Annotated in this window: 19 protein-coding genes and 1 pseudogene; 16 read left to right on the forward strand and 4 right to left on the reverse strand. The window is 64.8% G+C overall.

What is annotated here, in order from left to right; genetic code table 11:
• From ISS20_RS15440 to ISS20_RS15455, 4 genes are all read left to right on the forward strand, one after another.
• On the forward strand, nt 1-1,287 hold a 1,287-nt coding region (locus ISS20_RS15440; protein ID WP_291437914.1), incomplete at its 5' end, for an FHIPEP family type III secretion protein.
• Nucleotides 1,284-2,777 (forward strand): flagellar biosynthesis protein FlhF, encoded by a 1,494-nt coding sequence (gene flhF / locus ISS20_RS15445; protein WP_291437915.1) that lies wholly within the window; start codon nt 1,284-1,286, stop codon nt 2,775-2,777. The genes ISS20_RS15440 and flhF, both read left to right, overlap by 4 nt.
• The gene (locus ISS20_RS15450; protein WP_291437916.1) at nt 2,770-3,567 is read left to right on the forward strand and encodes a hypothetical protein; all 798 of its coding nucleotides are present in this window, start codon (nt 2,770-2,772) and stop codon (nt 3,565-3,567) included. Before flhF ends, ISS20_RS15450 begins: the two co-directional genes overlap by 8 nt.
• A gap of 166 nt (nt 3,568-3,733) precedes the next feature.
• Nucleotides 3,734-4,450: an RNA polymerase sigma factor FliA gene (locus tag ISS20_RS15455; RefSeq protein WP_291437917.1), complete on the forward strand. Its 717-nt coding sequence runs from the start codon at nt 3,734-3,736 to the stop codon at nt 4,448-4,450.
• Nucleotides 4,451-4,565: 115 nt separating this feature from the next.
• Here the strand turns inward: ISS20_RS15455 and ISS20_RS15460 are convergent, their stop codons facing one another.
• From ISS20_RS15460 to flgA, 3 genes are all read right to left on the reverse strand, one after another.
• Nucleotides 4,566-4,940 (reverse strand): hypothetical protein, encoded by a 375-nt coding sequence (locus tag ISS20_RS15460; RefSeq protein ID WP_291437918.1) that lies wholly within the window; start codon nt 4,938-4,940, stop codon nt 4,566-4,568.
• A gap of 42 nt (nt 4,941-4,982) precedes the next feature.
• Nucleotides 4,983-5,303 (reverse strand): flagellar biosynthesis anti-sigma factor FlgM, encoded by a 321-nt coding sequence (gene flgM, locus ISS20_RS15465; RefSeq protein ID WP_291437919.1) that lies wholly within the window; start codon nt 5,301-5,303, stop codon nt 4,983-4,985.
• Nucleotides 5,304-5,397: 94 nt separating this feature from the next.
• A complete protein-coding gene (gene flgA, locus ISS20_RS15470; protein ID WP_291437920.1) occupies nt 5,398-6,210 on the reverse strand; it encodes a flagellar basal body P-ring formation chaperone FlgA in 813 nt (270 codons plus the stop codon).
• 231 nt (nt 6,211-6,441) lie between these two features.
• Here flgA and flgB point away from each other — a divergent pair, with 231 nt between their 5' ends.
• From flgB to ISS20_RS15530, 12 genes are all read left to right on the forward strand, one after another.
• On the forward strand, nt 6,442-6,912 hold the full coding sequence (gene flgB, locus ISS20_RS15475; RefSeq protein WP_291437921.1) for a flagellar basal body rod protein FlgB: 471 nt from the start codon (nt 6,442-6,444) through the stop codon (nt 6,910-6,912).
• A gap of 36 nt (nt 6,913-6,948) precedes the next feature.
• On the forward strand, nt 6,949-7,353 hold the full coding sequence (gene flgC / locus ISS20_RS15480; RefSeq protein WP_291437922.1) for a flagellar basal body rod protein FlgC: 405 nt from the start codon (nt 6,949-6,951) through the stop codon (nt 7,351-7,353).
• A gap of 31 nt (nt 7,354-7,384) precedes the next feature.
• Nucleotides 7,385-8,038 carry a flagellar hook capping FlgD N-terminal domain-containing protein gene (locus tag ISS20_RS15485; RefSeq protein WP_291437923.1) on the forward strand — a complete coding sequence of 218 codons (654 nt, stop codon included), beginning with the start codon at nt 7,385-7,387 and terminating at the stop codon, nt 8,036-8,038.
• A gap of 38 nt (nt 8,039-8,076) precedes the next feature.
• Complete coding sequence (flgE, locus tag ISS20_RS15490) at nt 8,077-9,357, forward strand: flagellar hook protein FlgE (protein ID WP_291437924.1); 1,281 nt, start codon at nt 8,077-8,079, stop codon at nt 9,355-9,357.
• 46 nt (nt 9,358-9,403) lie between these two features.
• Nucleotides 9,404-10,144: a flagellar basal-body rod protein FlgF gene (flgF, locus tag ISS20_RS15495; protein ID WP_015015835.1), complete on the forward strand. Its 741-nt coding sequence runs from the start codon at nt 9,404-9,406 to the stop codon at nt 10,142-10,144.
• Nucleotides 10,145-10,187: 43 nt separating this feature from the next.
• On the forward strand, nt 10,188-10,970 hold the full coding sequence (flgG, locus tag ISS20_RS15500; protein WP_110961860.1) for a flagellar basal-body rod protein FlgG: 783 nt from the start codon (nt 10,188-10,190) through the stop codon (nt 10,968-10,970).
• A gap of 38 nt (nt 10,971-11,008) precedes the next feature.
• Nucleotides 11,009-11,731, forward strand: coding sequence for a flagellar basal body L-ring protein FlgH (locus ISS20_RS15505; RefSeq protein ID WP_291437925.1), 723 nt, complete (start codon nt 11,009-11,011; stop codon nt 11,729-11,731).
• Nucleotides 11,732-12,033: 302 nt separating this feature from the next.
• Entirely contained in the window at nt 12,034-13,176 is a 1,143-nt protein-coding gene (locus ISS20_RS15510) for a flagellar basal body P-ring protein FlgI (protein WP_291437926.1), read from the forward strand.
• A gap of 51 nt (nt 13,177-13,227) precedes the next feature.
• On the forward strand, nt 13,228-14,145 hold the full coding sequence (gene flgJ / locus ISS20_RS15515; protein WP_291437927.1) for a flagellar assembly peptidoglycan hydrolase FlgJ: 918 nt from the start codon (nt 13,228-13,230) through the stop codon (nt 14,143-14,145).
• A 25-nt stretch (nt 14,146-14,170) separates the two neighbouring features.
• Nucleotides 14,171-16,147 carry a flagellar hook-associated protein FlgK gene (gene flgK / locus ISS20_RS15520; protein ID WP_291437928.1) on the forward strand — a complete coding sequence of 659 codons (1,977 nt, stop codon included), beginning with the start codon at nt 14,171-14,173 and terminating at the stop codon, nt 16,145-16,147.
• Nucleotides 16,148-16,175: 28 nt separating this feature from the next.
• Entirely contained in the window at nt 16,176-17,429 is a 1,254-nt protein-coding gene (gene flgL / locus ISS20_RS15525; protein WP_291437929.1) for a flagellar hook-associated protein FlgL, read from the forward strand.
• A 135-nt stretch (nt 17,430-17,564) separates the two neighbouring features.
• Nucleotides 17,565-18,812 carry an HDOD domain-containing protein gene (locus tag ISS20_RS15530; RefSeq protein ID WP_291437930.1) on the forward strand — a complete coding sequence of 416 codons (1,248 nt, stop codon included), beginning with the start codon at nt 17,565-17,567 and terminating at the stop codon, nt 18,810-18,812.
• A gap of 188 nt (nt 18,813-19,000) precedes the next feature.
• On the opposite strand, the pseudogene ISS20_RS15535 reads toward ISS20_RS15530, so the two are convergent.
• Nucleotides 19,001-19,395, reverse strand: a pseudogene (locus ISS20_RS15535) (PLP-dependent aminotransferase family protein); the annotation flags it as partial.

The following is a 19,395-nucleotide window of genomic DNA, read 5'->3' on the forward strand; positions in this document are numbered from 1 at the left end:
ATGGTGATCTCGCGCGTGGGCAAGGACCACGACATGGGTCGCCAGATCGTGCAGCAGCTGTTCATGTCGCCACGTGTGCTGGGCGTGACGGCCGGCATCCTGATTCTGCTCGGCTTGATCCCGGGCATGCCGCACGTGGTGTTCCTGACGATGGGCAGCCTGCTGGGCTACGGCGCCTGGGTGATGTACGAACGGCAGAAGGTACCCCCGGTGGTCGAAGCGCCGCCCGCCCCTGTCACCGACGGCGAAGCCACCTGGGATGACCTGCAGCCCGTGGATCTGCTGGGCCTGGAGTTGGGCTACCGCCTGATCAGCCTGGTGGACAAGAGCCGCCAAGGCGACCTGCTCACCCGCATCAAGGGCGTGCGCCGCAAGTTTGCACAGGAAGTGGGCTTCCTGCCCCCCGCCGTGCATGTGCGCGACAACCTCGAACTCAAGCCCAGCGGCTACCGCATCACGCTGCGTGGCGTGGTGGTGGGCGAGGGCGAGGCCTTCCCCGGCATGTTTCTAGCCATCAACCCCGGCGGCATCACCACACCACTGATCGGTACAGCCACTACAGACCCCGCCTTTGGCCTGCCAGCACACTGGATCGACGATCGGCAAAAGGAAGCCGCACAAATGGCGGGTTTTACCGTCGTTGATTCCGAAACCGTGATGGCCACCCATTTGTCACACTTGATGCAAGTGCAAGCCGCCAAGCTCCTCAGTCGCACAGAAACGCAGCAGCTGGTGGAACACGTGGCCAAGCTGGCCCCCAAGCTCATCGAAGAAGTGGTTCCGAAAATGGTCTCCATCGCAACGTTCCAGAAGGTCCTCCAGCTGCTGCTGGAAGAGTCTGTGCACATCCGCGATATCCGCACCATCATCGAAACGCTGGCCGAGCATGCTGGTGGCGTCTCGGACCCCGTCGAGCTGGCCCGCCGCGTGCGCATTGCGCTCTCGCCCGCCATCGTCCAGCAGATCTACGGCCCCACCCGCGAGCTCAACGTCATTGCCATCGAGCCCGGCCTGGAGCGCCTGCTGGTGCAAGCCCTGGGCAACACGGCAGGCCCCGCGCTCGACCCCGGCGTGGCCGACATCCTCACACAAAAGGCCGCCGAAGTGGCCCTCAAGCAGGAAGAGATGGGCCTGCCCGCCTGCCTGCTGGTTCCCGACCAGATCCGCAACGCCATCTCCCGCCTGGTGCGCCGCGTAGCGCCCCGCCTGCAGGTGCTGGCACACAGTGAAATTCCAGAGACCCACACCATCCGTATTGGGCCGATCCTTAAAGGTGCATCAGCATGAACATCAAACGCTTTACCGCCCCCACCTCCCGGGAGGCTCTGGCCAAGGCGCGCATGGCCTTTGGCGACGGCACGCTGATCCTGTCCAACCGCCCCACGGCCAACGGCGTGGAAGTGGTGGCCACGGCCGAGGACACGCTGTCGGCTCTGGACGGTGGTGCGCCCACCGCTTCGTCCAACCCGCCCCTGCTGGCGCCCAGTACCGCGCGCAGCACCCCACAGCGCGCCAGCCAATCGGCAGCAGCGTCGGGCCTGGGCCGCAACCCGGTCGAAGAAGACACCGAACAGCTGGCCATGAGCACGCTGTCGTTCCAGGACTATGTGCGCGAACGCATGCTGCGCCGCCGCCACGAGGCACTGAATGGTCCCGAACCCCAGACACTGTCTGAACGCAGCCGCGACCAGGAACCAGAACGTGAACGCATGCCCGCGCCCTCGGTGGCGCGCCACAACCCGCTGCGCACCATCCCGATGGACATCCCGCCCGAGCCACCGCGCCGTCGACAGGAAGCTCCCAGCGCCCACCTGATCCAGTCGAACAACCAGCAGAGCGTGATGAACGAGCTTCACGCGATGAAAGAGCTGATCGAAGACCGCTTCAACACGCTGGCCTGGCTGGGGCAGGCGCGCCAGAACCCGATCCAGTCCAACCTGATGCTCAAGATGATCCGTGCTGGATACTCCCCATCGCTGGCCCGCGCCGTGCTCGAACGCATGCCCGAAGACCTGTCGGCGGGCGAATCGGTGCGCTGGCTGATGGAGGTGCTGGAACGCAACCTCAAGACCGACCAGACCGATCCACCCCTTTATGAACAGGGCGGCATCTTCGCCATGGTGGGCTCTACGGGTGTGGGCAAGACCACCACCACCGCCAAGCTGGCTGCCATGTGCGCCCGCATCCACGGCCCTGGCAGTGTGGGGCTGATCACGCTGGACACCTACCGTGTGGGCGCGCACGAACAACTGCGCACTTACGGACGCATGCTGGGCATCGTGGCCCACCTGGCGCACGACCGCGCCGCGCTGCAAGACCTGCTGGGCCTGCTCAGCGGCAAGAAAATGGTGTTGATCGACACCACCGGCGTGGCCCCCCGCGACCCCCGCAAGCGCGACATGCTGGATGTGCTGGACCTGCCCCATGTGAATCGCCTGCTGGTGCTCAACGCCGGCTGCCATGGCGACACGCTGGATGACGTGCTGACCGCCTTCAAAACCGACGGCTCGCAGCAGGCCATCCTGTCCAAGGTGGACGAAGCCGTGAAGCTGGGCCCCGCCATCGACGCGCTGATCCGCCACCAAATGGTGCTGCGCGGCGTGACCAACGGCCAGCGCGTGCCCGAGGACTGGGAGCGTGCCAACGCCCACCAGCTCATCAGCGCCTCCATGCGGTCGCCGGCCAAGTCGGCTTTCGATCCCAAGGCCACGGACCTGAACTTCTTCTTCTCGCATTCTCCTGACACCGTGACGGAGGGGGGGCTGGTCGATGCTTGATCTGGGTTTTCACCAGGCGGCCAGCCTGCACAGCCTCACCCCGCAGGCAGAGCTGCGGCTGCTGGCGGTCGCCAGCCAGGGCAACACGGCGAGCGGCCTGGAAACGCTATGGCAAATCTGCGCCAGCCTGCAGCGGCTGGGCTATCCGGTGGTGGTGCTCGACGGCACAGCGCAGGAATCCGACGACAGCCCGGGGCTGCTGCACCTGCTGCAACATGCCACGTGGAATGATGGCGCCAGCCTGAACCTGGGCGCTACCGCATCCTCCCTCGCCGTGATTCCTGCGGCCAAGGGGCTGCAGCACCTGAGCCGCAAGGCCAGCGGCAGCACACGCTCGCCCATGGAGAGCTTGCTGCCCTGCTTCAGGACCTACGGCCTCATGGTGATTCACGCGCCAGCTTCCACCCTGGGGCCCCTTCTCACCCACACGGCCACGGTGCCGCTGGTGGTCATGGGCAGTGGCGCAGCAGGCGTGATGACCAGCTACAAGAGCCTCAAGCAAATTGCCCTGCACACCGGGTTGCCGTGCATGGTGGCCGCCTTGCTGCACAGCAACACTGCGGCCGAACGCCGCAAGGCCCAATCCCAACTGATGACGCTGCAGGCCTGTGCCGAACGCCATCTGGGCGGCCCCATACGGACCACCACCATTGCCACGCAGAACCCCCAAGAGCTGCAGCGCCTGGCCTTGCAACTGCTGGAAAATGCGGGCACTATGAACGGAGCGCTGGCTGCGCTGACACCCAGCAACTTGACAGGCATTCCTGCGCATTTTGTCCGGAGCCACTGACCAGAGCCTGTGATGCACCTCTACGCACCCACGTTGACCCGAAACGCTCCCCACGGTCTGGCAAGTTGCTGGCTCCGGGAGGCGGAAAAAAATCGGGCAATGTCACCCCAAAGCGGCTCCAGAACAAGATCGCATACCCGCCCTACCAGTGCATAACACCCTCTCTATGTACACCGCCAAAGGCCAGCTTGATCGCGATGCCATGATCCGCCAGCATGTACCGCTGGTCCGGAGGATTGCGCACCACATGATCGCCAAGCTGCCTCCCAATGTCGAGCTGGATGACCTGATCCAGGTCGGCATGATGGGCCTGGCCGACGCCCTGTCGCGCTACGAAGTGGCACAGGGCGTGCAGTTTGAAACCTTTGCCACCCAGCGCATCCGGGGCGCCATGCTCGACGAGCTGCGCGAGGGCGACTGGATGAGCCGCAGCTCGCGCAAGAGCCAGAAAGACATTGAACACGCCGTGCACCGGCTGGAACAAAAGCTGGGCCGCAGCCCCCTGGAGTCGGAAATTGCGGGCGAAATGGGCATGAGCCTGGCGGACTACCAGAATCTGCTGGGCAAAGTCCGTGGTACCCAGCTGGTGTACCTGGAAGACATGACGCATGGCAACGACGACGAGGACGGGTTTCTGGACCGCCACGTTGCCGACAGCGCAGCCGACCCGGTGGAACTGCTGCGCGATCAGCGGCTCAAGACGTCGCTGGTGAACGCCATCAAAACCCTGCCCGAACGCGAGCAGCACATCATGGGCATGTACTACGAACATGACATGAACCTCAAGGAGATCGCTGCCGTGCTCGGCGTCACCGAGTCGCGCGTGTGCCAGCTGCACAGCCAGTCCATTGCCCGGCTGCGGGCCAAGATGCGCGCGCACTGAGCGCGCCTACCGGCGGACACCAGGCGCCGCGCAGGTCGTTGCGCAGGGCCCTAGGGTTACGGGCCGACGCTTGTTGCGACCTGGCCCACAACCCCTTCAGAACAATGGATGGCGCTCAGCTTGCGGACCGGTAGATGCGCGCTACGCCCGGCGCGGTTCCGCGAGTACCCAGGCCATCGCCATAGGTAGCCGCCGCATTGGAGGGAGGCAGCAAGCCGGCGGCCTGACGGTCCGTGCTGGCAGCAAGCCGGGCCAGGCTCTCACGGTGCAGGACCAGCATGCTGCGGATCGCATCCGCGCGCTTTTGCAGCGACGCCGGCAGAGGCAACCCACGCGCGGCCGCCTGCTCCAGCACACGTGAAAAATCGGCCGCTGCATCACGCAAGGCCGTACTGTGTTTTTCCAGGGAGGTGGGGTCTGCCGCGAGAAGTGCGGCGGAGACTTGTTCGATCAGCTGCTCAACAGCAGAGAGAGATTCTTCCAGAGACATGGCGCATTGTGCGATGGATTGCGCCCCGGAGCAAAATGCCGGTCAACCCCGCGAGCGGGACAGGATCTCCTGGGCATTGGACAGCAGCTTGTCGGCGATGGCTTCGGCATCTACCGAAAATTCACCCTTATCGATGGCTGCGCGCACGGCCTTGACCTTCCCAGCATCAAAATCTGCCGTGCTGCGGGTGGCGGGGCTGAGCGCCCGGGCTGCGGTGGAAACGGTGACAGGCACACCGGCGGATGACGCAACCAGTGCGTCTTTAGTGGCTCCCTCAGCAGCGCTTGCTGGGGCCTTGGCTTGCTTGGCAAGCCCCGTCGGCGGCAACCCGCCCGGCAGTTCCGGTGTTTGACCTATCTTCATCGCTCTCTCCACCACCCCGTTGGATGTGGGGCATCAGTAGCAATGTTTTCGACCCATCTGGCCCGGACTTTAGCCATTTATTACCGGGGCGTCATCACAGAGTGACGTCCACCGTCCCAGAATCATTCACAGTCCCACTGACAATGCGCCCATTCTCCATGCGCACACGCACAGTCTGTCCGGCAGAACCCGCGGTCAGCGCCTGGCCCGCAGAACTGACCGCATAACCCGGCCCCTGGGCCACGACCTTCACCTGCGCACCGGCCTTGAACAGCAGGGGGGCACGCACCATGGCCTGGCGCACCGCCTGCCCCGCCACCAGCTGGCGGGCAGCGGTCTGGCCCACCCACAGGTCGGGATTGGCCAATACGGGAGAGGTATCAGCCGCCCAGTCCACTTCGGCCTCGGTGGCGTCATTGGCGGTCAACACAGCGCCCGGTGCCACATTGTTGGTCAGCACCCATGCCGGGCCAAACGCTTTGATCGTAACGGGCAAAAACACATTCCATGCAGTGGCGCCCTCCACACAGCGCAGCCCCAGGCGAGTGCGGCCCCACAGGCGGGCACCTACGGGCAGATAAGGTTCAACCCGCGCACAGGGAGCCAGCCGCAGACGTGAATCCAGTGAGCCAACACTTACTTCCATACGCAGCGGCAGCGCAGAGGACTGATTGCGAGCCAGGGCATCGTCCAGCCAGCGCTGGGTAAGCGGCCCAAGGTCCGCCGCGGGGTCTGCCGCCGACTGGGCGTGCGCAACACCACTGGGACCCAGCGCAGCCACAGCAAATACACCCACCAGGCAGAACGTACGCACCAAGTCGCCGGCACGCACAACCAGCGTCTGCCGGGTGGCGCCGCACAGCGCGGCGTCGGTGCTGGTGTCAGAAAAAAGGAAGTGGGCGGTCATAGGGGCCTCCTGGGCATCGGCTGGCAGGCTGCCCGCGCACGAGGTGCTACGGAAGGCAGTGGCCATTTCACCCCTGGAACTATAGGCAGATGGCCCAGGCGCAAAACCCGGAACTGCGCATCCATTTGCCACTTCTTCGCGCTTTAGAAAAAAGGCGCGGTTTCCATAATCGAGCAACGCCAAAAAGCCCCCTGGGGCTGGCGACTTTGCAACCGACGGTGTGAGGCACACATGCTTGACAAGATGACCAACCAGCTGAATTTTCACGGCAACGCCCTGGTGCTGCGCGGGGAACGTCAGCGCGCCATCGCCAGCAACATTGCCAACGCCGACACACCTGGCTACGTGGCCCGCGACTTCAAGTTTGGCGACGCGCTGCGCGAGGCCACGGGCATGACTTCTTCGGCAACGGGCGCGCCTGGCGCGGCGGTCACGCGACTTGCCACCAGCGGCACCTACGGAACCGCTGGCACCACAGATCCACACCACATCCCGCTGCCCACGGTGAATTCCAGCACCAGCATCGACCGACACGGTGCTCTGGGCTATGCCGTGCAGACGCAGCCAAGCCTGGACAACAACTCGGTGGACCTGGACCGCGAGCGCGCCAACTTCGTGGACAACGCAGTGCGCTACGAAGCCACGCTGCGGTTCATCAACGGCAACGCCAAAACCATGCTAAGCGCCATCCAGGGCCAATAAGCAGCCAGCCCTGCAGCGCAGAAAGCGAGCCACCCCATGTCCATGTTTTCGATTTTCAATGTATCGGGCAGCGCCATCAGTGCGCAGTCGCAGCGGCTCAACGTGGTGGCCAGCAACCTCGCCAACGTGGATGCTGTGGCGGGGCCCGACGGCAATGCCTACAAGGCCCGCCAGGTGGTGTTCCAGACAGCGCCCATGGGGGCCGACAGCTCCGCAGGCGTCAAGGTAAGCGGTGTCAGCGAAAGCAATGTGCCCGGCCGCCGCGTGCACGACCCCAGCCACCCATCGGCGGACGAGCAGGGCTATGTGACGCACTCCAACGTCAACGCGGTCGAGGAGATGGTCAACATGATCTCCGCCTCGCGCTCGTACCAGAACAACGTCGAGGTCATGAACACGGCCAAGTCGCTGCTCCTCAAGACCCTGCAGATGGGCCAGTAAGGCAAGAGCCTGCTCCAAGAAGGACACCACCATGATTCTCAGTGCCACCAACGCCCCCACGGTAACGGACTCGTCCAGCGCCAAGGCCAACGCGTCCACCGACCCGGCCGCCGCGCAAGACCGCTTCTTGAAACTGCTGGTCGCGCAGCTGAACAACCAGGACCCGATGAACCCCCTGGACAACGCCCAGATGACCTCGCAGATCGCGCAGATCAACACCGTGACCGGCATCCAGCAACTGAACCAGACCATGCAGAGCATGGCTGCGCAGTTCAACTCGCTGCAAGTCATGCAAGGCACGGCCCTGGTGGGCCGCAGTGTGCTGACCGAGGGCTCCAGCCTGGCGGTGGCCGACAAGATCGGCAAGGGCGGTTTCGAACTGGGCTCGGCCGCCACCAACGTGAAGATCGAGGTCACGACCGCAGGCGGCCAGGTGGTGGACACCATCGACCTGGGCGCCAAGGCGGCAGGCCGCCACGCCTTCGACTGGGACGCCAGCAAATACACCGGCGCCACCGACGCATTGCAGTTCCGCGTAACGGCTGTCAATGGCTCCACCAAACTGGACTCCACCGCACTGAGCCTGGCCAAGGTCACCGCAGCAGGCGCAGAGGACGGGCAGCTGGTGCTCAGCCTGTCCAACGGCAAAACCATCAACTACAGCCAGATCAAGGCCTTGGTGTAGCACCAGCCTGCTTCGTATCGCGTCAACAGGAGAACACCATGAGTTTTCAGCAAGGCCTGTCCGGCTTGAACGCCGCCAGCAAGAACCTCGATGTCATCGGGCACAACATTGCCAACTCCAACACTGTCGGGTTCAAGGCCTCGCGGGCCGAGTTTGCGGAGATGGTGGCCTCGGCCATCGGCTCGGCAGGTGGCTCCAACGCGGGCATCGGCGTGGAAGTGGCTGCCGTGGCGCAGCAGTTCACCCAGGGCAATCTCACCATCACCGGCAACAGCCTGGATGTCGCCATCAACGGCAACGGGTTCTTCAGCCTGACCCTGCCCGATGGCACCGCCGCCTACACCCGCTCCGGCAACTTCAAGCTGGACAAGGAAGGCAACATGATCACCAACGATAACGCCAAGGTGATGGGCTTCCCGGTAGACCCGGTCACCGGTCTGCGCACCGGCACCGACCCCATCCCCATGGTGTTTCCGACCGCCGAGCCGATTCCCGCCAAGCAGACCACCAAGATCACGGCGGCCTTCAACCTGGACGCCCGCGCCACCGACGCGGCTGGCGACCCTGCAGCCACGCCACCCATCCCGGCCACGCCGCGTGCGACCTATGGCACGTCGATCAACGTGTTCGACAGCCAGGGCGTGGCCAAACCGGTGAGCCTGTACTTTCAGAAAACCGCTACCGACAACACCTGGGACGTGTACGACGCCCTGGACGACCCCACCGCTGTGCCGCCCGTGGTGGCCACGCCCATCGGGCAGATCACGTTCGACAACAACGGCGCCATCACCGGCCCGGTGGCCACGCCACCCGCCACGGGCTTTTCGCTGCCGCTCACCATCAACCCCACGCCGCCCAACCCCAATAACCTGCCCACCTATACCGTGGACGTGAGCCTGGACAAGGTGACGCAGTTCGGCAAGAAGTTTGCGGTGTCCAACCTGAGCCAGGACGGCTATACCTCGGGCGAGCTGACCGGCATCAACATCGAGAACAACGGGATGATCATGACCCGTTATTCCAACGGCGTGACGCGTGCCGAGGGCCAGCTGGCGCTGTCGAGCTTCCGCAATACGCAGGGCCTGGCCTCGGTGGGCAGCAACAACTGGGTGGCCACGTTCGAGTCGGGCCAGCCCGTCGTCGGCACCGCCACGGATGGCAGTTTTGGCTCGCTGCGCTCGGGCGCCCTCGAAGACTCCAACGTGGACCTCACGGCCGAGCTGGTGAACATGATGACCGCCCAGCGCGCCTACCAGGCCAATGCACAGACCATCAAGACGCAAGACCAGGTGATGTCCACCCTGGTGAACCTGCGCTGATCGGCTGAGCCCCTACTGAACCCGCCCAGGACACCGGAGAGCCCCCATGGACCGCATCATTTACACCTCGATGACGGGCGCCAACGCCGCCGCACACCGGCAGGCGGTGCTGTCCAACAACCTGGCCAACGTGTCCACCGGCGGGTTCCGCGCCGAGATGTCCACCTTCCGCTCGGTGCCGCTGCAAGGCGATGGCGCCAAGACGCGCGTGTTTGCGCTCGAGGCCACCTCGGGCTACGTCAACACCCCCGGCCCCGTGCAACGCACCGGCCGCAACCTCGATGCCATGGCCGCAGGCAATGCCTGGTTTGCGGTACAGGGGCTTGATGGCACCGAGGCCTACACCCGTGCGGGCAGCTTCGAGGTGTCGGCCACGGGTCAGTTGCTCACCCCCACCGGTCTGCCCGTGTTGTCGGATGGCGGAGCGCCCATCGACGTCCCACCCGGTGCCGATGTGTCGCTCGGGTCAGACGGCACCGTGACGTCCAAGATTCCGGGCCAGCCCGCACAGGCCATTGGACGCCTCAAGCTGGCCACGCCCACCCCCGAGGACCCGCTCAAGCGGGGTGACGACGGGCTGTTTCGCACCACGTCGGGCGACCCCATGCCCAACGACGCCAACGCGCGCATGCTGTCGGGCGCGCTGGAGGGCTCGAACGTGAACCCGGTCGAATGCATGGTCGGAATGATTGCTGCATCGCGCCAGTTCGAGCAGCAGATGAAGCTGCTGCAGACCGCCGAAACCAATGACAAGACCGCCAGCCAGTTGCTGAGCATGAACGGCTGATGCCGCTGCCGTCCCCAGCACGCACCCGCCATAAGGAAGCACCATGATCAACTCCCTCTGGATCGCCAAGACCGGCATGTCTGCACAGCAGACCCAGCTCGATGTCATCTCGCACAACCTGGCCAACGTCTCCACCACCGGCTACAAGCGCAACAACGCGGTGTTCGAAGACCTGATTTACCAGAACCTGCGCCAGGTGGGTGCCAACACCACCGAGCAAAACCAGCTGCCAACCGGCCTGCACCTGGGCCTGGGCGTGCGCACCGTGGCCACCAGCCGCAACTTCATGCAAGGCAGCCTGCAGGAGTCCAAGAACAACTTGGACGTGGCCATCAACGGCAACGGCTTCTTTGAAGTGACCATGCCCGACGGCACCGTGGGCTACACCCGCGACGGCTCGTTCCAGGTCGACGCCCAGGGCCGCATGGTCACGTCCAGTGGGCTGCCCGTGGTCAACGGCATCACCATCCCGGCCAACGCCACCAGCATCACCATCAGTGCCGAAGGTGCCGTGGCGGTCACGGTCCCCGGCAACACCCAGCCGCAGACCGTGGGCAACCTCGCCATGGCCAGCTTCATCAACCCCGCGGGCCTGGAACCCATCGGGCAGAACCTGTTCAAGGAATCCGCCGCCTCCGGCCAGCCCCAGCAAGGCACCCCGGGCACCAACGGCCTGGGCATCATCAAGCAAGGGTTTCTGGAAGCCTCCAACGTCAACGTGGTGGAAGAGCTGGTCACCATGATCCAGACCCAGCGCGCCTACGAGATGAACTCCAAGGCCATCCAGACCTCGGACCAGATGCTGGCCAAGCTCGCCCAGCTGTGACCGAAACACCCCCCGCGCTTTTGCCCAGGACCTTCGCCATGCGCACTTTCACACGCTCCCTTCGCCTGCTGCAGTCGCTTTGCTCGCTGCGCGCGGGCATCCCCGCGCTGGGCGCAGCACTGTTGTGCGCAGGCTGCGCCACGCTGTCGCCACCTCCGCCGGTAGACATCCTGGCCACCACCCCGCCCCCGCTGGCCGCCGCTCCGCGCACCCCGCCACCGGTGACGGGCGGGCTGTTCCACAACGCCAGCTACCGCCCTGCGTTTGAAGACCGCCGCGCGCGCCTGGTGGGCGACAACGTGACCATCCAGATCGTGGAAAACGTGACAGCCAGCCAGAAATCCTCCTCTACGGTGGATCGCGACTCCAAAGTATCTGCCGGGGTGACCGCACTGCCCTTCACCAGTACCAGCTTCACCGACAAGCTAGGGGTAGGCGCCAGCTCCGGCAACGCGTTCTCCGGCAAGGGTGGCACCGAAAGCGCCAACACCTTCACCGGCTCCATCACCGCCACGGTGGTCGATGTGTTGCCCAACGGCCATCTGGTCATCACTGGCGAGAAGCAGATCGGCGTCAACCAGAACGTGGATGTACTGCGCTTTTCGGGCACGGTGGACCCACGCGCGCTGCAGCCCGGCAGCATCGTGAACTCGACCCAGGTCGCCAACGTGCGCGTCGAGTCGCGCGGACGCGGCGCGCAGAACGAAGCCCAGGCCATGGGCTGGCTGGGCCGATTCTTCAACACCGTCACGCCGTTCTGACCGCCTTGTGCGCCAGCGATGTCCCCACGCCCTGAGCGCCGGGACATCGGCGCTGGCCCATGTCTCCAACCCTTTGGGTGGGTGGATGGGTGCGCCCCATTAAATGCTATAAATTTAATAGCTATTTGTGCATATTGCACTGGCGCATCCGGCTGCTTTTATTCAAAAAAGACCCACCAGGGCGCACACGGGCCATGCCCGTTCTCACCTTGCCGAAGCGCGCTCCAGGCCCCTGCAATAAGCCTGTGAACCTGCTTCTTTTTGGGTTTTAGTTCTGGCCATGGCCCACCACAATGGATGCCATGAAAGCCTCGTCCCACTCCCCCCTGCCCCGCACCGCGCGCGTGCTGTGGCTGCTGCTGGCCTTGGTGGCCGCAGGCCTGGCAACACCTGCACAGGCCTTGCGCATCAAGGAAGTGGCGGCGGTGCAGGGCGTGCGCAGCAACCAGTTAACCGGCTACGGCCTGGTGGTGGGGCTGGATGGCACCGGCGACCAGACGACGCAGATGCCCTACACCACGCAGGCCATGTCCAACTACCTGCAGCAGATGGGCATCAGCCTGCCACCCGGCACGGCGTCGCAGCTGCAGCTCAAGAACGTGGCGGCGGTGATCGTCACGGCGCAACTGCCCGCCTTTGCCCAGCCAGGCCAGCAGATCGATGTGAACGTCTCGTCCATGGGCAATGCCAAGTCCCTCAAGGGCGGCACACTCATCGTCACACCGCTGCGCGGCGCTGATGGTGAAATTTATGCACTGGCCCAAGGCAACATGGTGGTGGGCGGCGCAGGTGCATCGGCCGGTGGCAGCAAGGTGCAGATCAACCACCTGAGCGCAGGCCGTATCCCGCTGGGGGCGCAGGTGGAACGGGCTGTGCCCACCCCGCTCAACGAAGGCGACACGATCAACCTGGGTCTCAACGCCTCGGACTTCCAGACCGCCCGCCGCGTGGCTCAGGTCATCAACGCCAAGCTGGGCAACGGCCTGGCGACCGCGCTCGATGGCCGCACGGTGCAGGTGCGCGCCCCCATCGACCCCGGCGCCCGCGTCGGCTTCATTGCCGACCTGGAAGAGCTGCCGCTCGAGTCCTCCACGCCCTCCGCCAAGGTGGTCATCAACGCCCGCACGGGCTCGGTGGTGCTCAACCAGTCGGTCACGCTGGGGCCTTGTGCCATCGCCCATGGCAACCTCTCGATCACCATCAGCTCCACACCCGTGGTCAGCCAGCCCAATGCGTTTTCGCAAGGGCAGACAGTGGTCACGCAAAAGAGCGACATCACCATCAACCAGGAGCCGGGCAACGTGATCCAGATGCCCGCGTCGCCGCAGCTGGCAGACGTGGTCAAGGCCCTCAACACGCTGGGCGCCACACCCGGCGACCTGCTGGCCATCCTGCAGGCCATCAAGGCCGCCGGCGCGCTGAACGCCGAGCTGGAGGTGATCTGACATGGCCCGCCTTGTTGCCGCCGCTGCGCGCACCATCCACCGGGAGCGACCATGGCCCTGACCCTGCCTTCGTCCAGCACCACCAGCCCGTCGAACGCGCTGGCAGTCGATATCCGCTCGCTCAACTCCCTCAAGTACGAAGCGGGCACCGCCAACAGCTCACAGGTCACGCGCGAGGCGGCCAAGCAGTTTGAATCGCTGTTCATGCGCGAACTCATCAAGAGCATGCGCGACGCCACCATGAAGTCCGGCCTGATGGAGGGTGAGCAGGCCAACCTGGGCCAGGACATGCTGGACCAGCAGCTGTCAGTCAACATGTCCGGCCTGCAGGGCGGCCTGTCAGAAGCCATCGCCCGCCAGCTCTCGCGCCAGATGGGGGGCGCTGATGCCAACTTTTCGGTGCCGTCAACGCTGAGCCTGCAGCAGACCCAGCCCCGCTCTGCGGCAGCCACGAAAACATCGGTTAGTGACACTACCCTGCCCGTTCCCAAAGGCCGCGAGGGTTTTGTTCAACACCTGAGTGGTACCGCCGAACGCGTGGCACAGGACAGCGGCATTCCTGCCAGCTTCATGCTAGGCCAGGCGGGTCACGAAACCGGCTGGGGCAAGAGCGAGATCAAGACCGCCAACGGTGACAACTCGTTCAACCTGTTCGGCATCAAGGCGGGCAAGGGCTGGACCGGTAAGGTGGCAGAGGTCACCACCACCGAATACATCAACGGTACACCGCGCAAGGTGGTTGCCAAGTTCCGCGCTTACGACTCGTACGAGGACTCGTTCCGCGACTACGCCAAGCTCATCACCGACAACCCGCGCTACGAAAAAGCGCAGGCCACGGCCAAGACGGGCTCAGCCGTGGCCTACGCAGCCGAGCTGCAAAAGGCCGGTTACGCCACCGACCCTGATTACGCCAAGAAGCTCAGCGGCGCCATCAACAGTGCGCTGCGCGTACAGCGCGCCCAGGCGTGATGGACGAGAAGAACCGAGGTAAGCCATGAGTCTGCTCAACGTCGGCGCCCGCGCACTGCTCGCCAACCAGGTGGCCCTGCAGACGGCAGGCCACAACATTGCCAACGTCAACACGCCCGGATATTCGCGCCAGACAGTGGTGCTGCAGACCGTGCAGGGCCAGTTCACGGGCGGCGGCTACATCGGCCAGGGTGTGGATGTGCAGACCATCTTGCGCAACCAGAGTGAGCTGCTCACGCGCCAGTCGGCCGCTGCCGGATCGACCCAGGCGGCCGATGCCATCCGTGCACAGCGCCTGAGCCAGTTGCAGGAAGTATTCAGCGGCGGCACCCAGGGCCTGGGCGCCGCCATCAACGACATGATGAACGCGTTCTCGGACGCGGTGAGCAGCCCGACCGACATCACGGCACGCACGGTGGTCCTCACGCGGCTGGACGAAACGGCTGCACGCATGCGCACGGCGGGCGACCGGCTCAACGAGATCGAATACACCGTCAAGGAACAGCTGCAAAGCAGCGTGACCGCCATCAACAGCCTGGCGACACAAATGGCGGCCATCAATGAGCAGATCGCCCGCGCCACCGGCAACGGCCAGAGCCCGAACGACCTGCTGGACCAGCGCGACCAGATCATCCGCGACATCAACCAGTATGTGCAGACCACCCAGATCCCGGCGGATGACGGCACCGTGGGCCTGTTCGTGGCGGGCAGCCAGCCCCTGGTGCTGGGCAGTACGGCCACCAGCCTGTCGCTCGACGATGCGACGGCCTTCCCGGGCAGCGGCCAGTCCAAGCTGTTTTTCAATCGTCCCGGAGCCACCCCTGTCGAACTGGACGAGAACTTGCTGGGCGGGGGCACTGTCTCGGGCCTGCTGCGCTTTCAGAACACGGACCTGAGCGAAGGGCGCAATCTGCTGGGCCGCATGGCGCTCGCCATCGGCATGACGATGAACGAGCAGCAGAACCTGGGCCTGACGCTCGACGGCGTGCCGGGCAAAGACCTGTTCGCGCTGCCCACCAGCATGCCGGGCTACACCAACGGCGCGGGCGTGGGCACAGTGTCCTTCACAGGCCCCACGCAGTTTGCTGCGTCCGACTATGAAATTCGCTTCACCACGGGCACGGCCGGGCAGGTGGTACGCCTGTCCGACGGCAAATCAACCCCGTTCACCAATGCAGCCAACCTGGCCACGCTGCAGATCGACGGGCTCAACTTCAACCTGACCACGCCCGGCAACCCTGGCGAGCGCATGCTGTTCAAGCCGTTCAGCACAGCTGCCAACAACATCCAGGCGCTGGTGTATTCGCCGCGCGACCTGGCAGCCGCCAACCCCATCAACGCCGCCATGGGCACGGCCAACGGCGGCACCATGCAGCTGGGCAGCCTCAAGGCCACGGGCCTGCCCAACCCGCCGGGGCTGGTGCTGCCGGCCAATGCCAGTCCAGCAGCCATTCCGCCCATCCTGGGGGGTATCCAGTTGCAGTTCACCGCCGGCCCCCCCACGACCTACGACGTGCTCGACCGCGGGACCGCGCCGCCCACCTCGCTGGCGACTGCGCAGCCCTACACCTCGGGCCAGCCCATCTCGATCAACGGCTGGCAGATCACGCTGCAGGGCACCCCCAAGACGGGCGACACCGTGGTGATCGGCAACGCCCTGGACCCGCAGTATGGCGACGCCTATACCCGCAACGCAGGTAACGCGAACGCTCTGATGGGCTTGCGCGATGTGAAGATGTTCGACGAATCGACCTTGAGCGACGGCTACGCCAGCGCGATTGCCCAGGTAGGCACACGCACCCAAAGCGCCAAGTTTGCGGAACAGCTGTCCTCGACCATCGCCACCAACCTGGAGCGCGACCGCACGGCAGTATCGGGTGTGAACCTGGACGAAGAGGCGGCCAAGCTGATCCAATACCAGCAGGCCTATCAGGCATCCGCCAAGATGATCCAGATTGCGCAGAACATTTTTGATTCGCTGATCCAGGGCCTGGGCCGATGAATACCACCCCTGGCGTGAGGAGTTCGACATGAGCACAAACATCTACCGCGTCGGCACGGCCAACATGTATGACAACGCGCTGCGCAACCTGGGCGCGCGCCAGACCAGCCTGACCACGCTGCAGGAGAACCTGACGTCGGGCAAACGCGTGGTACGCGCCAGCGATGATCCGGTGTCGGCCGCGCAGGCCGAGCGTGCACTCAACCGCCTGTCACGCATCCAGACCGAACAGCGCGCATTGGAAACCCAGCGCAATGCGATTGCGCAGGGTGAATCCTCGTTGGGCGACGCAGTGAATCTGATCCAGAACTTTCGGGAGCTGGTGGTCAGTGCGGGCGACGCCAGCATGACCCCCAACGACCGTGCCACCGTGGCCAACCAACTCCAGGGTTTGCGGGAACAGCTGCTGGAAGTTGCCAACCGAAAAGACACCAACGGCATCCCTTTGCTAAGTGCGTTAGGCAGTGCGCTGGCGCCGTTCCTGGGGCCCCTGAGCAGCTCGCCCGACTACAGCTTCCAGGGCTTGCCGGGTCAAACGGCGAGCAATGGCGTCACGGTGCCAGGTGCGCTCGACGGTGACTCTGCCTTCATGTTCGACCCCAACCGCGACGGTGTCTACACCGCCGGGGTCAGCAACATCCCGGTAGGCCGACAGCTCACCACCACGGCGATCACGGCCACCAACAAAGCCTTGGTGACGGGTGACAACTACACCCTCACCTTCAGCGCAGTGGGTCCAGGCGCCACCACGGGTACCAGCACAGCCACCTACACCATCACCAACACCACCACGGGTGCTGTCTCCGCCCCCGTGGTGGTGCCAGACTACCCAAGCGACAAGCCGGTCACCATTTCAGTTCCCGGCATTCCAGGACTTTCCTTCGACATCAAGGGCAACCCGGCCAACGGGGATACCGTCACCCTGCAGCCCAGCGCGAGCATGTTCAGCACGCTGGACAGCGCCATCAATGGCATCCGCAACGCTCCCAACAACAACGGCGCCATCCAGGCCGTGGGGCAGGCACTGGCGAATATCGATGTGGGACTGGAACGCGTACACAACATGCGCAGTTACGCAGGCGAGCTGCTCAACCGCGCAGACCGCATCACCGGCGACCAGGAAAAGCGCTCCATCCAGCTCGAAGGCGACCGTTCGCGGGCAGAGGATCTCGATATGATCAAGGGCATTTCCGACTTCCAGAACCAGCAGGTGGGTTATGAGGCTGCACTCAAGTCCTATGCACAGGTTCAGAAGTTGTCGCTGTTCAACTTTATTGGCTAGCAGTCTGCGCGGCAGGGGGTGTTCGGGCGCAGCGCCCATCGCACCCTGTGCCACCAGGCTTCAGCACCGGTTGGTGCAACGCGGCGCCCCCCATCCCGCGCGCACTGGCTGGCCCTGTTTTTTGCCTGAGAGCACATGGTCCAATCCGTCCTAGGTAGCCTGATCCTGGGCTATCGCCCTTTGTGGAATCGCGCCCGCAAACTCGCAGGCATCCAGCTGTATGCCCACAACGAGGCCTCGGCAACGGTCGATGGCGGCCACCTGCTGCGCACGCTGCAGGAGCTGTGGTCGGCCAGCTCGCCGCCGCTGCTGATCTCGGCACAGACCCGCCAGCTGCTGTGCGACCTGCTTGAAAACGCGCCGCGCGCCGCGCCCTGGATCGAGGTGCGCGGTGAGTGGCTGTCGGACTCGGCCATCTACGACCGCGTGAAGGCCGCGCACCAACGCGGGCTGCGCCTGGTGTGGCGGGGCGACATGGACAAGCTGCCGGAACCCGAAATAGCCCGCTGCTTCGACAACAGCCTGCTGACACTGCGCCCCGAAGACGCCGTGGCTGCACTGCAGACCGCACCGCCTCGCCCCGGCAGCGCCGCAGCCGCTGCTTTGGCGCCGGCTGCCAAGCGCCCTCCCAGCCCGGTGCTGGCCGGCCAGATGTACGAAAACATCGCCAGCCGGGCCCTCATGGAGCACTGTCTGGACCAGGGCAACGCGATGGCGCTGGCTGGGTGGCCGACGGAGGACGTGCTCTACAGCCTGCGCCACCACCCGCAGCAGCCCTCGCACGCGGTGATCTTCAAGCTCATGAAGGCCATCGACGATGAGCAGTCGCTGGAGACTTTCGAAGACATCATGGGCGAAGACCCGCTGCTCGCCTACCGCTTCATGGTCTATACCAACTCGGCCGCCCTGGGCCTGCGCACCGGCATCGACTCGCTGCGCCGGGGCCTGGTGATGATGGGCTACAGCTCCATCAAGCGCTGGCTGTCCGACCAGCTACCCCATGCGAGTACCGAGGCCAACATGCAGCCCGTGCGCGAAGCGATGGTGATCCGCGCCCAGCTCACTGCCCGGCTGCTGGATGCAGGCATCGAGAACGACCTGCGCCGCGAGATCTACCTGTGCGGCCTGCTCTCCCAGCTCGACGAGCTGCTGGGCGAGCCGCTCGGCACCATCCTCAAGCGCCTGCCCCTGTCCGAACGCATCTACGACGCCACCGTGCTGCGCACCGGTCCCTACACCGGCGGCCTGCAGATGGCCTGCGCGCTGGAGACGGACGACGCCAGCGCCATTCGCCAGCTGTGCGAGACCTTCGAGATGGATCTCGAAGAGGTCAATCGCGCGTTGCTGCGGGTGTTGTCTGATCTGGAAGTGGTAAGGAAATAAGCACGCCAGAACTGCTCCGCGTCTTCCTCCAACGGGATACACGCACCCAGCGGCCGGGCAGAGCTTGTTCCGCAGTAGCACCGAGAGGGCCCGCCCCCGTGTCAAAAGACAGGGCTTCACCTTGTGCGAGTTCAAGCAGGCAATGCGATGAAGCACCTGCCCTGCACAGTTGAGCCGCTTCCGGCTATCTACCTCGCCTGCTCGTCGCGCACGCGAGCAAAGGTCTTCCAGAACGCGGCCTCCTGCGTGGTGGCGAAGTTGATGCGCATGAGCGTGCTGGGTTTGCGCTCTGCATGGAACAACGCACCGGGCGCCAGCAGATATCCTTCGTCCAGCATGCGCTGGGACAGCGCATCGGTGTCCACCCCGGTCTCCACCCAGCCAAACAACCCCACCGGCTCGGCCGCGAAGGTACAGCCCGCCCCCAGGGCGAGCTTGACGCTGCGCGCACGCGCGGCATCGAGCCGGGTGCGAATGCGTTCGGCGTGGCGGCGCAGCTGGCCCTGTTCGATGCACAGCGCCAGCGCCTTCTCCAGCAGTGCAGGCGTGGTCAGCGTGGCCAGCAGCTTGGTGTCCAGCAACT

Origin of the sequence: Acidovorax sp. (genome assembly GCF_016783915.1) — a bacterium.
Taxonomy (GTDB): domain Bacteria; phylum Pseudomonadota; class Gammaproteobacteria; order Burkholderiales; family Burkholderiaceae_C; genus Acidovorax.

What these genes read in the sequence shown, in the direction of transcription:
- ISS20_RS15510 (WP_291437926.1), top strand. Translation starts at nt 12,034, where the DNA reads ATGAAAGCCTCGTCCCACTCCCCCCTGCCCCGCACCGCGCGCGTGCTG.
- ISS20_RS15460 (WP_291437918.1), bottom strand. Translation starts at nt 4,940, where the DNA reads ATGTCTCTGGAAGAATCTCTCTCTGCTGTTGAGCAGCTGATCGAACAA.
- flgJ (WP_291437927.1), top strand. Translation starts at nt 13,228, where the DNA reads ATGGCCCTGACCCTGCCTTCGTCCAGCACCACCAGCCCGTCGAACGCG.
- flhF (WP_291437915.1), top strand. Translation starts at nt 1,284, where the DNA reads ATGAACATCAAACGCTTTACCGCCCCCACCTCCCGGGAGGCTCTGGCC.
- ISS20_RS15530 (WP_291437930.1), top strand. Translation starts at nt 17,565, where the DNA reads ATGGTCCAATCCGTCCTAGGTAGCCTGATCCTGGGCTATCGCCCTTTG.
- flgF (WP_015015835.1), top strand. Translation starts at nt 9,404, where the DNA reads ATGGACCGCATCATTTACACCTCGATGACGGGCGCCAACGCCGCCGCA.
- flgE (WP_291437924.1), top strand. Translation starts at nt 8,077, where the DNA reads ATGAGTTTTCAGCAAGGCCTGTCCGGCTTGAACGCCGCCAGCAAGAAC.
- flgK (WP_291437928.1), top strand. Translation starts at nt 14,171, where the DNA reads ATGAGTCTGCTCAACGTCGGCGCCCGCGCACTGCTCGCCAACCAGGTG.
- flgB (WP_291437921.1), top strand. Translation starts at nt 6,442, where the DNA reads ATGCTTGACAAGATGACCAACCAGCTGAATTTTCACGGCAACGCCCTG.
- flgL (WP_291437929.1), top strand. Translation starts at nt 16,176, where the DNA reads ATGAGCACAAACATCTACCGCGTCGGCACGGCCAACATGTATGACAAC.
- flgM (WP_291437919.1), bottom strand. Translation starts at nt 5,303, where the DNA reads ATGAAGATAGGTCAAACACCGGAACTGCCGGGCGGGTTGCCGCCGACG.
- ISS20_RS15505 (WP_291437925.1), top strand. Translation starts at nt 11,009, where the DNA reads ATGCGCACTTTCACACGCTCCCTTCGCCTGCTGCAGTCGCTTTGCTCG.
- ISS20_RS15455 (WP_291437917.1), top strand. Translation starts at nt 3,734, where the DNA reads ATGTACACCGCCAAAGGCCAGCTTGATCGCGATGCCATGATCCGCCAG.
- ISS20_RS15450 (WP_291437916.1), top strand. Translation starts at nt 2,770, where the DNA reads ATGCTTGATCTGGGTTTTCACCAGGCGGCCAGCCTGCACAGCCTCACC.
- ISS20_RS15485 (WP_291437923.1), top strand. Translation starts at nt 7,385, where the DNA reads ATGATTCTCAGTGCCACCAACGCCCCCACGGTAACGGACTCGTCCAGC.
- flgG (WP_110961860.1), top strand. Translation starts at nt 10,188, where the DNA reads ATGATCAACTCCCTCTGGATCGCCAAGACCGGCATGTCTGCACAGCAG.
- flgC (WP_291437922.1), top strand. Translation starts at nt 6,949, where the DNA reads ATGTCCATGTTTTCGATTTTCAATGTATCGGGCAGCGCCATCAGTGCG.
- flgA (WP_291437920.1), bottom strand. Translation starts at nt 6,210, where the DNA reads ATGACCGCCCACTTCCTTTTTTCTGACACCAGCACCGACGCCGCGCTG.